Annotated in this window: 17 protein-coding genes; 10 read left to right on the top strand and 7 right to left on the bottom strand. The window is 65.8% G+C overall.

Annotated elements, in window-relative coordinates; genetic code table 11:
* Positions 1–347 precede the first annotated feature (347 nt).
* Entirely contained in the window at positions 348–3161 is a 2814-nt protein-coding gene (locus ACN9M4_RS01305) for an alpha-amylase family glycosyl hydrolase (RefSeq protein ID WP_426301614.1), read from the top strand.
* Between the two features lie 187 nt (positions 3162–3348).
* Positions 3349–4050, top strand: coding sequence for a FadR/GntR family transcriptional regulator (locus ACN9M4_RS01300; protein WP_426301612.1), 702 nt, complete (start codon positions 3349–3351; stop codon positions 4048–4050).
* A 90-nt stretch (positions 4051–4140) separates the two neighbouring features.
* On the opposite strand, the gene ACN9M4_RS01295 is transcribed toward ACN9M4_RS01300, so the two are convergent.
* Positions 4141–5184: a DUF4073 domain-containing protein gene (locus tag ACN9M4_RS01295; protein ID WP_426301610.1), complete on the bottom strand. Its 1044-nt coding sequence runs from the start codon at positions 5182–5184 to the stop codon at positions 4141–4143.
* A 275-nt stretch (positions 5185–5459) separates the two neighbouring features.
* Between ACN9M4_RS01295 and ACN9M4_RS01290 the strand changes: the two genes are divergently transcribed.
* The gene (locus tag ACN9M4_RS01290; RefSeq protein ID WP_426301608.1) at positions 5460–5669 is read left to right on the top strand and encodes a dodecin; all 210 of its coding nucleotides are present in this window, start codon (positions 5460–5462) and stop codon (positions 5667–5669) included.
* Between the two features lie 103 nt (positions 5670–5772).
* Here ACN9M4_RS01290 and ACN9M4_RS01285 read toward each other — a convergent pair whose 3' ends face one another.
* Positions 5773–7173 (bottom strand): PLP-dependent aminotransferase family protein, encoded by a 1401-nt coding sequence (locus tag ACN9M4_RS01285; protein ID WP_426301606.1) that lies wholly within the window; start codon positions 7171–7173, stop codon positions 5773–5775.
* Between the two features lie 156 nt (positions 7174–7329).
* On the opposite strand from ACN9M4_RS01285, the gene ACN9M4_RS01280 reads away from it, so the two are divergent.
* The gene (locus tag ACN9M4_RS01280; RefSeq protein WP_426301604.1) at positions 7330–8238 is read left to right on the top strand and encodes a dihydrodipicolinate synthase family protein; all 909 of its coding nucleotides are present in this window, start codon (positions 7330–7332) and stop codon (positions 8236–8238) included.
* Positions 8235–9482, top strand: a complete 1248-nt coding sequence (locus ACN9M4_RS01275) for an MFS transporter (protein ID WP_426301602.1) — start codon at positions 8235–8237, stop codon at positions 9480–9482. The genes ACN9M4_RS01280 and ACN9M4_RS01275 overlap by 4 nt, the downstream gene beginning before the upstream one ends.
* Before the next feature lie 34 nt (positions 9483–9516).
* Here the strand turns inward: ACN9M4_RS01275 and ACN9M4_RS01270 are convergent, their stop codons facing one another.
* Together ACN9M4_RS01270 and ACN9M4_RS01265 are read right to left on the bottom strand one after the other, a co-directional pair.
* Entirely contained in the window at positions 9517–9744 is a 228-nt protein-coding gene (locus tag ACN9M4_RS01270) for a hypothetical protein (protein WP_426301600.1), read from the bottom strand.
* Between the two features lie 8 nt (positions 9745–9752).
* Positions 9753–9950, bottom strand: a complete 198-nt coding sequence (locus tag ACN9M4_RS01265) for a hypothetical protein (RefSeq protein ID WP_426301598.1) — start codon at positions 9948–9950, stop codon at positions 9753–9755.
* A 248-nt stretch (positions 9951–10198) separates the two neighbouring features.
* Between ACN9M4_RS01265 and ACN9M4_RS01260 the strand changes: the two genes are divergently transcribed.
* Positions 10199–12856, top strand: coding sequence for a GH32 C-terminal domain-containing protein (locus tag ACN9M4_RS01260; RefSeq protein ID WP_426301596.1), 2658 nt, complete (start codon positions 10199–10201; stop codon positions 12854–12856).
* A gap of 88 nt (positions 12857–12944) precedes the next feature.
* Here ACN9M4_RS01260 and ACN9M4_RS01255 read toward each other — a convergent pair whose 3' ends face one another.
* Both ACN9M4_RS01255 and ACN9M4_RS01250 read right to left on the bottom strand, forming a co-directional pair.
* Entirely contained in the window at positions 12945–13238 is a 294-nt protein-coding gene (locus tag ACN9M4_RS01255) for a putative quinol monooxygenase (RefSeq protein ID WP_426301594.1), read from the bottom strand.
* Positions 13239–13282: 44 nt separating this feature from the next.
* The gene (locus tag ACN9M4_RS01250; RefSeq protein ID WP_426301592.1) at positions 13283–14281 is read right to left on the bottom strand and encodes a LacI family DNA-binding transcriptional regulator; all 999 of its coding nucleotides are present in this window, start codon (positions 14279–14281) and stop codon (positions 13283–13285) included.
* Between the two features lie 165 nt (positions 14282–14446).
* Between ACN9M4_RS01250 and ACN9M4_RS01245 the strand changes: the two genes are divergently transcribed.
* From ACN9M4_RS01245 to ACN9M4_RS01230, 4 genes are all read left to right on the top strand, one after another.
* The gene (locus ACN9M4_RS01245; RefSeq protein ID WP_426301590.1) at positions 14447–15565 is read left to right on the top strand and encodes a substrate-binding domain-containing protein; all 1119 of its coding nucleotides are present in this window, start codon (positions 14447–14449) and stop codon (positions 15563–15565) included.
* A 24-nt stretch (positions 15566–15589) separates the two neighbouring features.
* Entirely contained in the window at positions 15590–16639 is a 1050-nt protein-coding gene (locus ACN9M4_RS01240; RefSeq protein WP_426301588.1) for an ABC transporter permease, read from the top strand.
* The gene (locus tag ACN9M4_RS01235; RefSeq protein ID WP_426301586.1) at positions 16636–17430 is read left to right on the top strand and encodes an ATP-binding cassette domain-containing protein; all 795 of its coding nucleotides are present in this window, start codon (positions 16636–16638) and stop codon (positions 17428–17430) included. The genes ACN9M4_RS01240 and ACN9M4_RS01235 overlap by 4 nt, the downstream gene beginning before the upstream one ends.
* Positions 17431–17526: 96 nt before the next feature.
* Positions 17527–18468, top strand: coding sequence for a carbohydrate kinase family protein (locus tag ACN9M4_RS01230; protein ID WP_426301584.1), 942 nt, complete (start codon positions 17527–17529; stop codon positions 18466–18468).
* A 21-nt stretch (positions 18469–18489) separates the two neighbouring features.
* On the opposite strand, the gene ACN9M4_RS01225 is transcribed toward ACN9M4_RS01230, so the two are convergent.
* Positions 18490–19047, bottom strand: coding sequence for an HdeD family acid-resistance protein (locus ACN9M4_RS01225; protein ID WP_426301582.1), 558 nt, complete (start codon positions 19045–19047; stop codon positions 18490–18492).
* Positions 19048–19124 lie beyond the last annotated feature (77 nt).

The following is a 19124-nucleotide window of genomic DNA, read 5'->3' as shown; positions in this document are numbered from 1 at the left end:
GCCACTTGTTTCCGCAAGGGAGGCCGGGCGCCGGGCGATTGACACGCGGAACCTGTCACGATCCCGCGCCCGCCCCCCCGGCGCTATGACATTCTGCTGGATCACCCACAATCCGGGCCCGGCAGAACCGCGGCTTTCCGCACTCTGCCCGGCCAGCCCGCCCCGGTGATCCAGCAGAATGTGCCCACGAGCCCCTTGGCAACAAAATGAAAGCGTTTCCAATAGTGAGCAGAAATGCAGATTACAAACGAGCGAAATGGCCGTTAATAGCCTAGATTCAGCCACGACAAACGTTTACAGTTGTGACTTGCCACACAGCATCCTCGTATCGTGAAAGGCTCAATCACTTGTCACTCCCCAGAACCTCCAAGTGCGGAGCTGCGCGCCGGGACGGCCACCGTCGGCCGCTCGGCCGGGCCGCCGCCGTCGTCCTGGCCGCTGCACTGGCCTGTTCCGCAACCGTTCTTCCCGCCGGCGCCGCGAATGCCGCCGAAGCCGCCCGGAAGCCCTCCCCCGACGCCGGACACTCGATCCGCGGCGGCATCAGTGAGCAGAACTTCTACTTCGTCATGGCGGACCGTTTCAACAACGGCAGCCCCGCCAACGACACCGGCGGCCTCGGCACCGACCCCCTGGTTTCCGGCTTCGAACCCACCCGCAAGGGCTACTACAACGGCGGCGACCTCAAGGGACTCCAGGACCGCCTGGACTACATCAAAGGCCTGGGCACCAACGCCCTCTGGCTCACCCCGAGCTTCAAGAACAAGGCCGTCCAAGGCGGCGGACAGCTGGACAACAGCTCGGCCGGCTACCACGGCTACTGGGTCACCGACTTCACCCAGATCGACCCCCACCTGGGCACGAACGCCGAGCTGAAGTCGCTGATCGACGCCGCGCACTCCTGCGGCATGAAGGTCTACTTCGACATCATCGCCAACCACACCGCGGACGTCATCCAGTACCGGGAGACCGCCTCCGCTCCGTACATCTCCAAGGCCACCGAACCCTACCGCTCCGCAAGCGGCGAAGCCTTCGACGACCACGATTACGCGGGCACCCAGACCTTCCCGGCCCTCGACGCCGCAACGTCCTTCCCGTACACGCCGTTCGTTCCCGATGCCGAAAAGGACGTCAAGGTCCCGGCCTGGCTCAACGACCCCACGCTCTACCACAACCGCGGCAACACGAACTTCGCGGGCGAGGACTCCACCTACGGGGACTTCTTCGGCCTGGACGACCTCTTCACCGAGCAGCCGCGCGTGGTCAACGGCATGGTGGACATCTACACTGGCTGGATCCGGGACTTCGGGATCGACGGCTTCCGGATCGACACCATGAAACACGTCAACGACGAGTTCTGGCAGCAGTTTGGCCCGCAGGTCCTCAGCTACGCGAAGGCGCACGGCAAGGACGAGTTCTTCATGTTCGGCGAGGTCTTCGATACCTCCAAGGCCATCACCTCGAAATACACCACCCGGAACCGCATGCAGGCCGTACTGGACTTCGGATTCCAGGGCGCGGCCCGCAGCTTCGCCTCACAAAGCAGCAAGGCTTCCGGCCTGCAGGACTTCTTCGGCGGGGACGACTGGTACACCGACGCCGATTCCAACGTCTATCAGCTGCCCACCTTCCTGGGTAACCACGACATGGGCCGGATCGGCATGTTCATCTCCCAGGACAACGCCGGCGCCTCCGACGCGGAGCTAGTGAAGCGGGATGACCTGGCCCATGAACTCATGTACTTCTCGCGCGGCAACCCGGTGGTCTACTACGGCGACGAACAGGGCTTCACGGGGGCCGGCGGTGACCAGGATTCCCGCCAGCCGATGTTCGCCAGCAAGGTCCAGGAGTACCTTGACGACGACCTCCTGGGCACCCCTGCCACGCACGCCACTGCCAACTTCAACACCGGTCACCCGCTGTACCGCAAGATCAAGGAACTCGCCGCCCTCACCAAGGAGCACCCGGCCCTGCGCGACGGCGCCCAGCAGCAGCGCTACGCCGCGGAGGGCGCAGGCATCTACGCCTTCTCCCGCACCGGGGCCACCGAACAGCGCGAATACCTGGTGGCGCTGAACAACAGCGAAACCACGCAGACCGCGGCCGTGCCCACCTACCGGGCCAACGCCGGATTCAAGCGCATCTACGGCGACGCGGCGAAGGACCTCACCACGGCCGCCGACTCCACCCTGAAGGTCACCGTGCCGCCGCTCTCGGCAGTCGTCTATCGCGCGGTGGACAAGCTCCCGACGTCGACGGCGGCCCCCACCGTCACGCTCGGCAAGCCCGTCACCGCGGCGGCGGACAGCACCCGCATGAAGGTCAGCGCCGCCGTCGACGGCAAGTCGTTCAACGAAGTCAGCTTCGAAGCCCGCGTGCCGGGCGGCGACTGGCAGCGGATCGGCGTCGATGACAACGCCCCATACCAGGTCTTCCACGATGTTTCGGCCCTCGCGGCAGGCACCACTGTGGAGTACCGGGCCGTGGTGCTGGACAACGCCGGCCACACCGCCTCGAGCGAGGTCCGCACGGGGACTGTCGGCGAACCCACCCAGCCGGACACGGTCACCGTGGCCGGCAGCCTCAACAGTGAACTGGGCTGCTCAGCGGACTGGCAGCCCGGCTGCGCCCAAGCGGGTATGAGCTACGACCCCACGCACCGGCTGTGGCTGCTGCGGGTCCCGGAACTGCCGGCCGGCCACTATGAGTTCAAAGCAGCGCTCAACGGCAGCTGGGACGAGAACTATGGTGCCGGCGGAGAGCCGAACGGCCCCAATATCGCCCTGGACCACCCGGGCGGCGGGGTCACGTTTATCTACGACCACTCCACCAACGTCATCCGCTCGGCCTACGCCGGCCAGCAGCCTGCGGCGGTTTCCGTGCCGGGCAGCCTGGACTCGGAGCTGGGCTGTGCCGGGGACTGGATGCCGGACTGCGCGCAGGCCCAGCTCGCCTATGATCCGGCCGACGGCGCGTGGAAGCTCTCCGTTGCCAACCTCCCGGCAGGCAGTTATGAGTTCAAGGCCGCCATCAACAATTCCTGGGCGGAGAACTACGGGCTGGGCGGGGCAGCCAACGGCAGCAACATCCTGCTCAACCACGCCGGCGGCCCGGTCACGTTCCGCTACGACCCCGCCAGCCACCTCATCACGGCCGGCTGAACCGTCCACCCGGACAGACTCGGAAACACGGGCCCGCGTTGCGTCGATTGTGCGCAACGCGGGCCCGTGTTTCCCCGCTTGACGGGCGGAGCGCTGCAGTGCAGCGTAAAATGTCAGACATCTATGGTGTTGCCTGCGCGCAGGCAACACCGGCAACCGGCCAGTCCGGCAAGAGAAACGGAGCACCATGGCACGCAAGTCGCTGGTCGGCGTCGTCGCCGATGAGCTGCTGGACCGCATCGTGGCGGGCGAGTTCCCGCCGGGAACGGTGGTCCCGGGCGAACTCGAGCTCAGCGCGAAGCACGAAGTCAGCCGGATGACCGTCCGCGAAGCCATGAAAACGCTGCAGGCGCAACAGATCCTCAGCGTGGAACGGGGCCGCGGCACCTTCGTGAACCCGCTCAACCGCTGGGCCTCCCTGGAAGCCGTACTGCGTGCCGCTTCCGAAGGGGAGAACGACGCCGCGGCGGCCGTCCAGCTCATTGAACTGCGCCGCATGCTCGAAACAGGGGCCTGCGAACTGGCAGCGTCCAAGGTCTCGGCGGAAGATCTTGCCCAGCTGCGCAGGCACGTCGACACGATGCAGTCGGCCCACGAAACGAACGACGTTTCCGGGTTCGTCGAGGCGGACCTGGCCTTCCATGACGTGATCCTTCACGCCTCCGGCAACGTGTTCGTCGCCGTGCTGTTCGAGCCCCTCCATCGCGTCCTCGAAACCCGGCGCACCCAGACCTCCAAGGTTCCCGAGATCCAGGAGCACGCAATCGGGCACCACCGCAACATCCTCGACGCCCTGGCCGCAGGCAGCCCGGACCAGGCCCGGCAGGCAATGGACGCCCACATGCAGCAGACCCTGGACGACCTGAAGAACTACGTGCTCGAGGCCTGAGCCCCTTAGCTCTCCCCCGTTGCGAGGCCCGCTCTACGTCCAATGAGACCCTCAAAGGACGTAGAGCGGGCCTCGCATTGCCCGGAACGCTCAGAACAGCGGGATCTTGACTTCCTTGATCCACTGACCGCGGCGGTAGTCCCGGGCCTTGACGATGACGCAATCCTTGTAAAGCTCTACCTGCAGGCCGCTGGCCTCCCGGGCGTCCAGCGCACGTTCGCCACCGGTGCCGTTGTCCTCCCAGAGCGTCTGGATGGCGCCGGTGTTGATGACCTGGAAACCTTGCAGGTTGTCCGTCCCCGGCACGGTGCGGCGCACTTCCCAGTCGGCCAGCTGGAGCGCCCAGTGGGTGTGCGAAGTGAAGACGAAGGCATTCGGGTACTTGCCGAGGATGCCCAGCAGGCGGTCCGCCTGGAGGTAGTCGCTGAGGTAGAGCTTGTTCCGGGTTCCGGAGACCGTGTCCGGCAGCGGGTGGTGGGTGAAGACCATCACGGGCTTCCGGCGGGCGGTCCAGTAGCCCAGCCGCTCCTCGAACCAGGCGAGCTGCTCCTCGCTGAGCCACACCTCGTCCCAAAGCTTGGCATCGTGGTAGTGCATGTACTTCTCGGTGCCCAGGATCAGGCCGGGAACGCCGCCCAGGTCGATCTCGGTGTAGACCTTGTCCCGCCCGGTGAACTTGTAGAAGCTTTCGAAAAGCGAGGCCTCGGTGGTTCCGTTCGGCCAGCTCGCCTGCGCCAGCGTGGACGGGCTGGAGTATTTGGGGACATAGAACTCGTGGTTGCCGATGCCCCAGTGGACGTTCGCGGCGTGCGGGTTGGCGTCCAGGACCTTCCGGACGGCCTCGTACTCGAAGTCGTAGCCCCGCGGGGTGATGTCGCCATTGACCACCATGCCGGCGCTGCGGCCGGCCGGGTTGGTCTTCTCGATGTCCTTCAGGGCCAGGTCGAAGTCGCCGAGGTCGCCCTGGACGTCGCTGATGACCGTGAAAACGGTAGGCGTCCCGGACGGACGGGTGCTGCCGAACGCGGGGGTGGTGCTGGCGCCTGCGGATCCTGCGGAGGCTGCGGTGGCGCCGACGGCGGCCAGGCCGGCGAGGGACGCGGCGATCGCCGTGCGGCGGCTGGGGGAAGTCATAGGAGTTTGGCCTTTCAACTTGCGGGTGGATGTTTCAACCACCGCAGGCTAAAGACATCGGATGAATGAGCGGGAAACGCCCCGTTACCGCTTGAAACTTTAGGGATAATCCCCCCCAAAACGCCGCGAAACACCGGATGAAACCCCGGAGCGCCTACCCCTAGCCGCGAGCCTTTGCCTGGGCTAGTCTGCTCTCACCGCCTGCTTGCCGGGCCGCGCCTGCCCGCAGGCCGCGCCGGGCCGCAGGTATCAAGGACGATCGCGAGGAGCACAACATGGCTGACCACACTTACAGCATTTCCGAGATTGTCGGAACTTCTTCCGAAAGCATCGACAGTGCCATCAAGAACGGCATCGCCACCGCGAAACAAACCCTCAGGCATCTCGACTGGTTCGAAGTGAAGGAAATCCGCGGCCATCTTGAGGAGGGCGAAGTGGCCGACTGGCAGGTCAGGATCAAGCTTGGCTTCCGACTGGAGCGCTGACTCCTAGAAAGCGACACCACCGAAGGATTGGCGGGGTGGGCCGGGCGCCACGCAGGGCGTCCGACCTTCCCCGCTTCGTCGTTGCCCGCCGCCGGCCAGGAGTTCACGCGGATCCGGAGGTGGAGCTCTTCGCCTTCCGATCGATGATGGCCGTGATGACGTCCAGGGCGCGGGCTAGCTGCAGGTCCGACGGGGCGCCATAGCCGATAACGAGCCCGTTTTCCGCGGCCCCTTCGGCAAAGTAATCCTCCAAAGCCACAACACACACGCCCTGCTTGAAGGCTTCTTGTACGACCTCGCGGGCGTCCACCTGCTCGTCGATGCGGATTATGGCGTGGAGGCCGCCGTCGAGGGCTGCCAGCTTCAGGTCATCCCGGGCTCCCAGGCGGTCAATCATCAACGCCCTGCGATGGGCATACTGTCGCCGGGCCCGGGCGATATGCCTTGCCAGCCCTCCGCCGTCGACGTAGTTGGCCAGCGCGGACTGCAAAATACCGGAAACCGGCGTATCCAAGTCCTGTCTGGTTCTCTTGATGCGTTCTCCCGCCGCTCCTCGAACCACAAGGTAGCCGCAGCGCAGCCATGGACTCAGGGTCTTCGAGAAGGTGCCTATCAGGATCACCTCGGCGTTGGACGGCAGCGAGGCAAGCGCCGGCAAGGGCATCCTCGTGTGGCGGAATTCGCTGTCGTAGTCGTCCTCAAGAATTGTCACGCGGTTCTGCTCAGCCCAATCGAGCAAGGCGAGGCGTTCCTGGACGGGCATGCGTCCGCCCAGGGGATATTGGTGGCTAGGGGTTACCAGGATGGCATCCGGCGGAGACGCGAGGGAGCTGAGTTGGCGCACTTCAGACCCGTCGTCCCCAACCGGAGTAGCTTCAACGAGAGCGCCCGCGGCCGTGAGCACCCGCCGGGCGGTTGGGTATCCGGGGTCTTCGACAAGAACCCTGGGAGCTTTGCCTAGGCTTCGCAAGGCTGTTGCGATGAGCTGGAGCGCGTCACTGGTGCCGGCAGTGACGACGATGTCCCCGGCGTCCACCGTGAGTCCCCGGGATGCGCCCAAATGGCGGGCCAAGGCTGCGCGCAGGGCCGGCGTCCCCGATGCCGGAGGAAGCTCGATCTGGACTGGCTCGGCGATGGCTCTCTTCCATGCTGCCCGCCATTCACGGTCCCGGAACGGCTCACCGGACGGCCTGCCCGGAGTCAGATCGATCATGGCCTCCCGGACGGCCGCCGGCCTTGGCGTGGTTTTCACGGCAGGTGTTCCGCGACCGTCGAAGCGCACTGCCACACGGGTGCCGGCCGATCCATGGCTTTCCAGGTAACCCTCGCCGGAGATCTGCTCATAAGCCCGCACGACAACCCCGCGGGATACACCCAGCTCAGCGGCAAGTCGCCGCGAAGCGGGCAGTGTCTGTTCGGGCCGGAGAGTTCCTTGGAGGATCGCCTCCCGAAGCCGGCCCGCGAGCTGGGCCGCCAGGGGAATGTGGCTCGTGCGATCCAGCACTATGGGAATTTCCACCTCCATTTTGGTCCTCCCGTTCCTGTGATTCTTGGACCTATGTTAGAACCAAGCCGACTGTGAGCATGAGTAGGGGGCTGCCTTGCGCATTCATCTGCGCCCACCCCCGACCGCCTTCCGCCCACCGAGGAGCCCACCATCATGTTCACCGGCCTCAACGCGTTCCCGCTGACCCCGCTCGCCGAACAGCAGATCGACGAATCCGCTTTCACCGCCTTGGTGGAGCGCTTAGTCTCGGCGGGCGTCAACGCAATCACGGCACTGGGGTCGACCGGCTCCTACGCGTATTTCACCCGGGATGAGCGCGCCCGGGTGGCACGCATGGCAGTCGAGAGCGCGGGAGACGTACCGGTCGTGATCGGGGTAGGCGCACTGCGCACCAAGCATGTCCTCGAACTCGTTGACGACGCGCAGGCCGCCGGAGCTTCGGGAGTGCTGCTCGCGCCGGTCTCCTACCAGCCGCTCACTCCGGAGGACGTACACGGCCTGTTCGAGGATGTGACCCGGGAGCTCTCCGTTCCCCTCGCGGTCTACGACAACCCCGGGACAACGCGCTTCGCCTTCACCGACGAGCTCTATCAGGCGATCGCGGCGCTTCCGCATGTTGCTTCGATCAAGATCCCCGGCGTTCCGGCCGACCCGGTTGCTGCGTCGGCGCGCATCACCCACCTGCGCAGCATCCTTCCCGCCCACGTCACCATCGGCGTGTCCGGAGACGCGTTCGCCGCAACCGGACTGAACGCCGGATGCGACGCCTGGTACTCCGTGGTCGGCGGAGCCCTGCCCGCCCCTGCCTTGGCCCTGACCCGCGCCGCCCAGTCCGGGGACGCAGACCGTGCACGGGATATCTCCGGGCGCCTGCAGCCGTTGTGGGACCTTTTCGGCCGTCACGGAAGCCTCCGGGTGACCGCCGCGATTGCCGAGTACCTCGGCCTGGTTTCACCGCATAGCCTTCCCCTGCCCATCCGCGGGCTCGACGGCGGCGACCGCACCGCCGTCGAACGCGTCTGTGAGCTGCTGGACCTGGGCGCAGGCATCCGGCAGCGGTGAGAACCCAGAACACGAGCGCCCCCATAACCAGGCTGCAGGCGCATGTCAGGGACAGGCCACGCACTGCGCTGGCCCGGTATGTCGCCGCAGCAACCCTGGCCCGCACGGCCGACGGCGGGGCGGTCGTCGCCATCGTGCTGCTCGCGACCACCAGCGGGGCGCCCGGTTGGCTGGCCGGCCTGCTGGGAGCAGCGATCACCGCCCCGCACCTGGCCGGTCCGTTCATCGCACGCGTGCTCGACACCGCAAGAGACGGGCGCACCGTCATCGCCTGGGCGTGCATTTTCCATGGTGCAACGCTGGCTGCCGCCGTGTGGGCCTACCCGCACGTGTGGACAGTCGTCACAGTCGCGTTGTTGGTCGTCTCCGGGCTGGTCGGCCCCCTGCTCACCGGAGGCATCAGCAGCCGCCTGCCGGCGATTGCCGGGCCGGAGCGGTCGAGCCAGCGCCGCGCCCAAGGCTGGGATGTGGCCACCTACGGCATCGGCGGCACCATCGGCCCTTCGCTCGTGGCCGCGATTTCCGCCTGGTCCAGCCCAACCGTGGCGGCACTCGTCCTCGCCGCCGGGACCTTCGCCGCCGCCGGGCTCGTACGCCTGCTTCCCTATGCGGCACCGCCGGCCGAGGCGGGCGGGGTGCCCCACCCCGCACAAACCCTTGGGCTGATGCTCACCAGCGGCCCGCTGCGCCGCACCCTCTATCTGACCGTGATCGTGGCGTTCTCCGTTGCGGCCCTCCCGATCACCGCCGTCGGCGCAACCGGTCCCCTCGACGTCGCCCCGGCCGCCGCCGGCATCCTGACGGCTGCATACGGGCTGGGCGGCCTGGCCGGGTCCGGGGTGCTGATGGCCAAACCCCTGGCCGGCGATGCGGACCGCATCATGACCCTGCTGGCCGCGATCGTTGCCGCAGCGCTGGGCCTCGTTGCGCTCACCGGCGTCTTCTGGGCAGCGATCGGCGCCTACGCGGTTGCCGGGGCGGCGAACTCGCTGTTCTTCGCCGCGACGCTGGCCGCACGCAGCGAATACGCGCCAGCCACGGCACGAGGCCAGGTATTCGTCTGGGTAGGGGCATTGAAGATCGCCGCGGGCTCCGCCGGCACAGCGTTCGCCGGGGCCACCATCGCCGCAGCTTTGCACGCCCCGCTGATCATCGCCTTCGCCGTTACGCTGGCCTCTTCCGGGGCATCGTTCCTCGAACGCAGGCGAGAACGGAAGGCATCACCCCGGCGGACGATGTCCTGAAAATGGGGGGACCTTGGAAGGCCGTTTCCCGAAGCTAGGCGGCCCAGACCTCGAGGGGATCATTGCCGCAGATCAGGCGGCGGCCGCTTTGCTCCAGGACGATCCACAGCATGCGGTGCTCGCCGGCCACCTCATCGACGATGCCTGTGTCATAGCCCCAGCCGTCTTCGTGGACCCAGACGGCGTCGCCGCGGTTGAACGTGGACCAGTCGGCGGGCGGAACAAGCCTCGCTTCGGGTGCGGGCTTGCTGGGAGCAACCACCACCGGAATCATGCCGAAACCGCCATCGCCGGGCGCGGGCGCCACATGGTCGGAGTGCCGTTGTGGGCAGGGAAGACGTGGCCCTCGGCGAAGGTTTGCACGGCCTGCGGCTCGGCGTCGGGGCTCCACGGCCCGGTAGCGGGAACGTGGGAGCCGGTGGGGCTGACGGGGGCAACGCGGTTGCCCAGGAGTGCGATGCGCTTCATCGTTGAACCTCATGCTTGGCCGTTGGAGATCAGGAACTTCCTCAAGCCTAGAAAGTCGCGCAGCTCACACCAATGGGCATTTGGCCAGAGATTCTCAATCTTGATGTGCAGCCAAACAGTCGCCGCTCGGCGCGCCTCCCGCTAATCGCCGATCGTTGACTTGTCTCGTGGACATAACCTAGCGTTCCCCGCATTGACAACGATGTCTATCGGGGAAGACACGCGCGATGAAGGGCGAATCCACACAAATGCACAAGAAACGAACCATCGGCCTGCAGTCACTTTCAGCTCTGACGCTCGCCGGACTCACGCTCGCGGGAGCACTCGCCGGAGCGGGTCCCGCCGCGGCAGGCAGGGCCGACGTCGGAAGCCCCGTGGCGGGCACCGGGACTTCCGGCGACATCCTGGGGCAGGAGCAATACCGGCCCGCGTTCCACTATTCACCGGCGAAGAACTGGATGAACGATCCAAACGGGCTGGTCTTCTACAAGGGCGTCTACCACCTCTTCTACCAGCACAATCCGCAGGGAAACACGTGGGGAAACATGTCCTGGGGCCACGCGACGTCCAAGGACCTGGTGAGCTGGAAGGAGCAGCCGCTGGCGATCTCCACGGACACGCAGGAGGACGTATTCTCCGGAAGCGTCGTGGTGGACAAGGACAATTCTTCGGGCTTCGGCACAGCCGGGAACCCGCCGCTCGTGGCGATCTACACCAGCGCCTACAAGGAGGCCTCACCGCACCGCGGCCTCCAGGCGCAGTCCCTTGCCTACAGCCTTGACGAGGGCCGGACCTGGACCAAGTACAGCGGCAACCCTGTGCTGAACCGCAATTCGGCGAACTTCCGGGACCCCAAAGTGTTCTGGTACAGCTCTCCCGGCGGCGGGGGCTACTGGGTAATGACGGCCGTGGAGGCCCTTGACCACAAGGTGCTGCTCTACAAGTCGGACAACCTGAAGGACTGGACGGCCCTGAGCCAGTTCGGCCCCGCCAACGCCACCGGAGGCCTGTGGGAGTGCCCGGACTTGTTCCCCCTGGCCGTTGACGGCGACACCAACAACGTCAAATGGGTCATGGTGGTGAACGTCAACCCCGGCGGCATTGCCGGCGGTTCGGCCGGCCAGTACTTCGTGGGCACCTTCGACGGCACCACGTTCACCTCCGAGACCACGAAGCCGGCGGACGCGCTTCCGGCCGGCACCCCGATCGCGGGCTTCAACGACGGCACGTACAACGGCTGGACCGTGAACAACGAGCCCGGCAACTGGAAGAACGGTCCGTTCGCGAACAGCCCTGCGGCAGGATCCCTGCCCGGACAGAACACCGTGAGCGGTTTCGCGGGCGCCGGGCTGGTCAACTCCTTCAACGACGGCGACTGGCCGTTGGGCACCATGTCCTCACCCGACTTCACTGTGGACAGCGACTACATCAACTTCCTGGTGGGCGGCGGCCAGCACCCCCGGGTCTCCGACAAACTGGACAACACTCCCCCGCCCGGCGACCTCCTGTTCAACGGTTTTGAAGGTCCGGACGGCAGCACGCTCGCCGACACCGGCTGGACCGGAACCGGCGACCTCGCACCCCAGTTCCAGCCCGCCACCGCCGGGGGTGACTTCTACATCGGCGCCAAACGCATCAATACCTTTGAAGCCGGCGGGAATCCCGGGGACGACCGGGAAGGCACCCTGACCTCACCGCCGTTCACGGTCGGCAAGAACTTCATCAGCCTGCTGGTGGGAGGCGGCAACCGCACCGCGGAGACCGGACAGGTACTGGAGGCCCAGTTGCTGGTTGATGGCAACGTTGTCAGAAGGGTGGCCGGGGACAATGCGGGACAGCTGAACTGGAAAGGCTGGGACGTTTCCGAATTCGCCGGCAAGCAGGCCCAGCTTCGGATCGTGGACCAGGCTACCGGCGGATGGGGACACCTGACCCTGGACCATGTCATGCTGACGGACTCCGCCGCGGTGCCCCGCTCGGACGAAACCACGGTGAACCTTGTGGTCGACGGGCAGGTGGTCCGTTCCGCCACGGGCGCCAACAGCGAGGTCCTGGACTGGGCCTCCTGGAACGTCTCGGAGTTCAAGGGCCGCAAGGCGAACATCCGGATCGTGGACAACAACCGCTTCGGCTGGGGCCACATCCTGGCGGACGAGTTCATCGCTTCCGAGCAGTCCGCAAGGCCCCGCATCAACGGTTACGACTGGCTGGACTATGGCCGCGACCTGTACGCCACCGTCTCCTTCGGCAACATGCCGCAGGACAAACGCGTAGTGCTCGGCTGGATGAACAACTGGGACTACGCCAACACGATTCCCACGTCCCCTTGGCGCAGCGCCATGTCGCTGCCCCGCGAGGTGGCACTGACCCAGACGGTCGACGGGCCCCGGCTTACCCAGAAAGCCGTCAAGCAGGTGGACTCCCTCGCCCAGAAACCCAGCTATCAGGACAAGGTAGGCGGGTCCATCGTTCCCGGCACGCAAGTGCTGCCCCGCCAGGCCTCTGGCGACGTGCAAAGGATCGATGTCACCTTCAACCCGGGCACGGCGCTGAAGTCGGGGATCACGGTGCTTGGCAACGGCACGTCGTCGACCGTCATCGGCTACGACGCCAGGACGAAAGAGCTCTACGTGGACCGTGGAAACTCCGGCAACACCGGATTCAATCCGCTTTTCACATCCTTGGATTCCGCTCCCGTCTCCGTTGATTCGCAAGGCAACATAACCCTGCGCATCTACGTGGACCGCTCCTCCGTGGAAGTCTTCTCCCAGGACGGCCTGCGAAGCATCACCGACCAGGTGTTCCCGGACGCCGGGGCCACGGACGTCGCGCTCTTCGCCGACGGCGGCACGGCGCACCTCAAGTCCCTGACGGTCACGCCGTTGCGGCAGTCGATGTTCAAGTAGCGCCGACAACCCAGCTGACCCGCATCAGGTGCCGTCTGAACCTTCAGACGCCATCAACTGCGGGTCAGCTGGGTTTAACGGGACGTGTTCAGGCCAGGGGTTGGAGCCAGGTAAGCACCGAGCCGTCCTCCTCGATGTGTTCCGCGAGTTCGGCATTGAACACAGCCCCGTAATCAGCGGTGATGTGCTCGCGGAAGGCTTCATCGTCGCGGTACACCTCGAACACGAAGTACTCCCGCGGATTGGATTCGCGGGTGTACGGCAGGAACAGCTGGTTGCCGGGTTCGTTGCGCACGCGTTCCGTCAGCTCGCGCATCATTGCGGCGACCCGTTCCTCGCTGCCGGGCTTGACGGTGAATTCGGCATACAGTGTCTTGGTCATGCGGGCTCCTTGATTTGGTGGCGGGCTTCTTTGGGAACGGGAGTTCAGTACGACGGCGGCAGCTCGCCGGAGCCGCGCACGATCAGTTCTGAGGGGACCACGTAAGTCCGCGGCGCGCCGTCGTCGCCGTCTATCCGGGCAAGCAGCCGTTCGGCTGCGAGCTTGCCGATCCGTTCAGGATGCTGGGCAATCACGGTGATTCCGGGGTCCATCATGTCGGCAAGGGCAAAGTCGTCGAAGCCCACCAAGGCTACGCGGCGGTTCGCGCCCAGTTCCTTCAATGCGCGCATGACCCCGAAGGTGACCAGGTTCTGGCTGGAGAAGATGGCCGTGGGCGGCTCATCCGAAGCCAGGATTTCAAGCGCTGCAAGCCTCGCCGCTTCTTCGTCGCGCAAGCCTTCACGGACGGGAACCGTGGAGGTGGCGATGCCGGCCTGGCCCAGTTCCTCGATGAAGCCGCGGCGGCGTTCCCGAGCGGTCTGGATATCCGGCGTGTCGCCAAGGTAGGCCAGCCGCCTGTGTCCGTGGCCCAGCAGGTGGGCTGCCGCTCGTGCAGCTCCCGCGGCGTTGTCCGTCACGACGGCGTCGGCCTCGATGCCGACCGGTTCACGGTCGATGAAGACCAGCGGAAGGTCCCGCGAGTGCTCCGGGATCACATAGGCCTGGCTCTTGGCGATCGGGGTGAGCACCATGCCGTCCACTCGACGGCGAAGGAAGGCGGTCACGAGGGCCTTTTCCCGGTCAGGATCCTCATCAAGGCTCGCAGCGAAGACCGCGATGCCCCGCTCCGAGAGTGCGTCTTCCAGCGCCCGGTGGATTTCGCCGCTGAAGGGGTTGGCCACACTGGGCAGCAGCAAGCCTATTGACAGGGTCTGCCGTCCCGTCCGCCGCAGGCTGCCCGCGGCCATGTCCAGGTGGTAGTTCAGCTGCTGCGAAGCACTCAGGACACGCTTCCGGGTCGCCTCCGAAACTCCCGGCTCATCGTTCATGACCCGCGAGACCGTCTTGATTCCGACACCTGCAAGTGCAGCGACATTGCGCATGGTGGGCCGGTTCTTCGCGCCCTCAGTTCGATAACGATCTGACATCGTTGTCATAACCTCGCTCTTTCATCATCAGTTGCCCTTGACTCTACATTGTGAGCTTGGTTACATAACTTACGACATCGTTGTCAGGCGCGAAAAGTGCCTCGAATACCAGGAGTTTCAATGACGAGTTCCATCGCCCCACGCTCCACCGCCAGCCGGCTGTTCGCCGCAGGCGCAGCCCTTTCCCTCGGGGTACTCAGCCTGACGGCCTGTGGAGGTAACTCCCCCAGCACCGGTTCCAGCAGCGGGGCTTCCTCCGAGAAGATCGGCGTCTCGCTGATCGTCAAGACCACCGCCAACCCGTTCTTCGTCTCCATGCAGGACGGCGCCAAGAAGGCTGCCGAAGCTGACGGCGTCGACCTCAAACTCGCAGCAGGCAAAGCCGACGGCGACGAAGACACCCAGATCCAGGCCATCGAAAACGCCATCTCCAAGGGCGACAAGGGAATCCTCATCACCCCCAACGGCCCGTCCGTCGTCGACGCCCTGAAGAAGGCCAAGGATGCCGGCCTCTTTGTCATCGCCCTGGACACCCCGCCGGACCCGGCCGATGCCGCCGACATCACGTTCGCCACGGACAACTTCGCGGCCGGCGAGCTGATCGGAAAGTGGACCGCCGCGCAGCTGGGAGGCAAGAAGGCCACCATCGCCCTGATCGACCTCTTCGATGACAAGGTTGTCTCCGTTGACTACAACCGCGACCAGGGCTTCCTGACGGGCCTCGGCGTCGACACGGCGGACAAGAAGAAGAACGGCGACGAGGCCAAGACCGGCAAGTACACCGGCGGCAAGGGCGGCGACTACGAGATTGTCGGCAACCAGGCTTCGCAGGGCGCCGAGGACGGCGGCCGTACAGCGATGGAGACCCTGCTGTCCAAGAACCCCAACATCAACGTCGTGTACACCATCAATGAACCTGCTGCCGCCGGAGCGTACGAGGCACTCAAGTCCGCCGGCAAGGAAAAGGACGTCCTCGTCGTCTCGGTCGACGGCGGCTGCGCCGGCGTGAACAACGTCAAGGCCGGCATCATCGGCGCCACCGCCCAGCAGTACCCGGTCAAGATGGCGGAGCTCGGCGTCAAGGCAATCGTCGACCTCGCCAAGACCGGCAAGAAGCCGGAGAACTCGGCAGGACTGGACTTCTTCAACACCGGAGTCGAACTGGTCACCGACAAGGCCGCCGAGGGCGTCAAGAGCATCACGACGGCGGATGCTGCCCAGGTCTGCTGGGGCAAGTAGGACCGGCAGTTGACAGGAGTAACCATGACCCAGCAACAGCAGGCAGCCGGACCGCCGGCCGAGAAGCACACCGACCCGGCCGAGGAATTTCTGGACCGGAGCACACCCCTCAGCCGCATTCGCAATGTGCTGCACCGCTACCCCGCCCTGAGCCCGGCCATCGTGCTCCTGGTAGCCGTGGTGGTGTTCGGGATCCTCAACGAACGCTTCCTGCGCGTTGAGAACCTCTCCCTCATTACGCAGCAGGTCTCCGTGGTGGGAACCCTTGCCATCGCACAGACCCTGATCATCCTCACCGCGGGCATCGACCTCTCGGTAGGCGCCGTGATGATCCTGGCGTCCATGGTGGTTGCGCAGATAACCGTGAACAACGGCATGCCGGCACCGCTTGCACTCGTGGCGGGGCTCGTCGTCGGACTCGCCGCGGGCGCGCTCAACGGTTTCCTCGTGACCAGGTTCAAGCTTCCGCCGTTCATCGTGACCCTGGGAACGCTGAACATCTTCATCGCGCTGACCCTGCTGTACTCGGGCGGCTCCACGGTGCGGGGCTCGAGCATGCCGGCCCTGCTGACCTGGATGGGCAGCACCTTCCCCGTGGGTCCGGTACGGATCTCCACCGGCGTCGTCATGATGCTGCTGCTCTACATCGCTGTGGCCTTCATCCTCGGCAAGACCGCATGGGGACGCCACGTCTATGCGGTGGGCGACGACAAGGAGGCGGCCCGCCTGGCCGGTATCCCCGTCAACCGGGTCCTCATGAGCGTCTACCTGGCCGCCGGCGCGGTCCTCGCCGTCGGCGCGTGGATCCAGATCGGCCGTACCAACGCGGCCAGCCCCAACGCCGGCGTGGATCTGAACCTCGACTCGATCACAGCCGTCGTCATCGGCGGCACGAGCCTCTTCGGCGGCCGCGGATCCGTTTGGGGTTCGTTGCTCGGGGCGCTGATCGTGGGCGTCTTCCGCAACGGGCTGTCCCTCGCGGGACTGGACGTCCTGTTCCAGACCCTCGCCGTGGGCGTGCTCATCATTGTCGCTGTGTCGGTGGACCAGTGGATCCGAAAGGTTAAGTCATGACCTCCGTCGACGTTCCTACCCCGGCCAGCGGGACCCGCCAACCCATCCTGCAGGCACGCAACCTGGTCAAGACCTTCGGCAAGGTGGTGGGCCTGGACGGCGTCAGCCTGGACCTCTACCCCGGAGAAGTGCTGGCCATCATCGGTGACAACGGGGCCGGCAAGTCCACCCTCATCAAGTGCCTCACCGGGGCGGAGATTCCGGATACCGGTGAACTGCTGGTGTCCGGGAAACAGGTCCACTTCAAGCGGCCGCAGGACGCCCGGGCCCACGGCATCGAGACCGTCTACCAGAACCTGGCGGTCTCTCCCGCCCTGGATGTGGCCTCGAACCTGTTCCTTGGCCGGGAAGAGCGGGTCCCGGGACCCCTGGGGTCGATCTTCCGGGTCCTCGACACCAAAGGCATGCGTCGCAAGGCCAAGGCGGAGCTGATCCGGCTTGGTATTTCCACCCTCCAGGACGTCACCGTCCCGGTGGAGAACCTCTCCGGCGGGCAGCGCCAGGCAGTTGCCGTGGCCCGGGCCGCTGCCTTCGGTTCCAAGGTGGTGGTGCTGGACGAGCCGACCGCGGCCCTGGGTGTGCGTGAATCGAACCAGGTCCTCCAGCTGGTCCGGGATCTCCGGGACCGCGGGCTGCCGGTGATCCTGATCAGCCACAACATGCCGCACGTGTTCGACGTCGCCGACCGCATCCACATCCAGCGGCTCGGCAAGTGCGCGGCCACGATCACGCCACAGTCGCACTCCATGACGGATGCGGTGGCGATCATGACAGGTGCAGCAACGGCCTGAACCGTCCTGACGGCGTTCCACCCCACCTCCCGTCCGCGGACCCGGCGCGCGCAAAAACGCCGCGTCCGCGGACGGCCCTGCGAAAGACACCCTGCGATGACCCCTTCATACACAGCCCCCGCTCCCGAGGGAGACTCCGCCGACGTCGTCGTGATCGGCGAGGCCCTCATCGACGTCGTCACCACCTCCCGCGGCACAGTTGAACATCCGGGCGGTTCGCCCGCCAATGTGGCCTACGGGCTGGGCCGCTTGGGGGTCAAGACCAGCCTGCTGACCTCGATCGGCGACGACGAACGCGGTGCCGCGATTGCCCGCCACCTGTCCTCGGCCGGTGTGTCCCTGCTCCCGGGGTCTACCTCGGCGGACCGGACCGCCTCGGCCACCGCCACGCTGGCCTCCGACGGTTCTGCCAGCTACGAATTCGACATCTCCTGGGAACTGGCGCCCGTGGCGCCCCCTTCCATCCCCAGGATCCTGCACACGGGATCGATCGCCAGCTTCCTTTCCCCTGGTGCAGGAGCAGTCAAGACATTGCTTGAGCAGTCATACCGCGAAACCATGGTCACCTACGACCCCAACATCCGGCCTGCGTTGCTCGGCACCCATGCCGAAGCGCTCGCCATCTTCGAGGACCTTGTTCCGCTGACGGATGCGGTCAAGCTCAGCGACGAGGACGCGCACTGGCTCTACCCCGGCCTCGGACTGGACGATGCCGCCGACCGCGTCCTCGGACTTGGCGCAGGCCTGGCCGTGATCACGCGCGGCTCCGAAGGATCCCTGCTGGCAACACCGGCCAACCGCCTGTACGTGCCGGCCGTGAAGACCGTTGTTGCCGACACCATCGGAGCCGGCGATTCCTACATGGCCGCCCTGATCTACGGGCTGCTCAGCCGCAGCAGCGACGGCTTGGCACCCGCAGTGCTCGAAATCCTCGGCCGGACCGCGTCGAAAGCGGCCGCCATCACGGTTAGCAGGTCCGGCGCGAACCCGCCCACTGCGGAGGAATTGGCGGCTGAACCGGTGCCTGCGCCCGCTTAGTTTCCGGTGGCTAGGTTTCCGCTAGCTCCGTGCTGAGGCGGCGACCCTGCGCATCGAGAATCCGGAGATCACCAACAGCAAACCCGCGACGGCGGTGAACGCCGCCAAGAGCCCGGAGAGGGCCAGGATTCCTATTCCGGGATTGGCAAGGACAAGGATGCCAAACACCGTGAGGACAATGCCTGTCAGAGCCGGGCTCCGCCAGGCCCTGATGGTCGTCCTGCCTTCAAGAGCAATGAAGATCTGCGAGATTCCCAAGGCCAGGCCCCATATCCCGACGAGAAGTGCCAGCGCCGCGACCACGATGCCCGGCCACGAAACAGCCACGAGGCCGACGGCAACGGAGGCAATTCCGCCGAGCATGCTCCAGCGGGAGTGGCGTGCGGGATCGTAATAGTAATGTGCCAGGTTCGCGAGGCCGTCGGCCATCGCATAGATTCCGAACACATACGCGAGCGCGAACACCGTGGCAACCGGCAGGGATGCCACCGCCAGTGCCAAGAGCAACGCCAAAGCCCCGCGGAAGATGAGTCCCGTGCCGGAATGCTTGAACAACTTGCGCGCTGCTATGGCGGACATAGCGCCATTTTAGTCGGGCCCGGCCCTTGGCGACATGGGCAAGGGCCCCGGAATCCTCGGCTGATTCCTTGGCGTCC

Source organism: Arthrobacter sp. R-11, from assembly GCF_049913155.1.
Taxonomy (GTDB): domain Bacteria; phylum Actinomycetota; class Actinomycetes; order Actinomycetales; family Micrococcaceae; genus Arthrobacter.
This window is presented reverse-complemented; position numbering and strand designations above follow the sequence as displayed.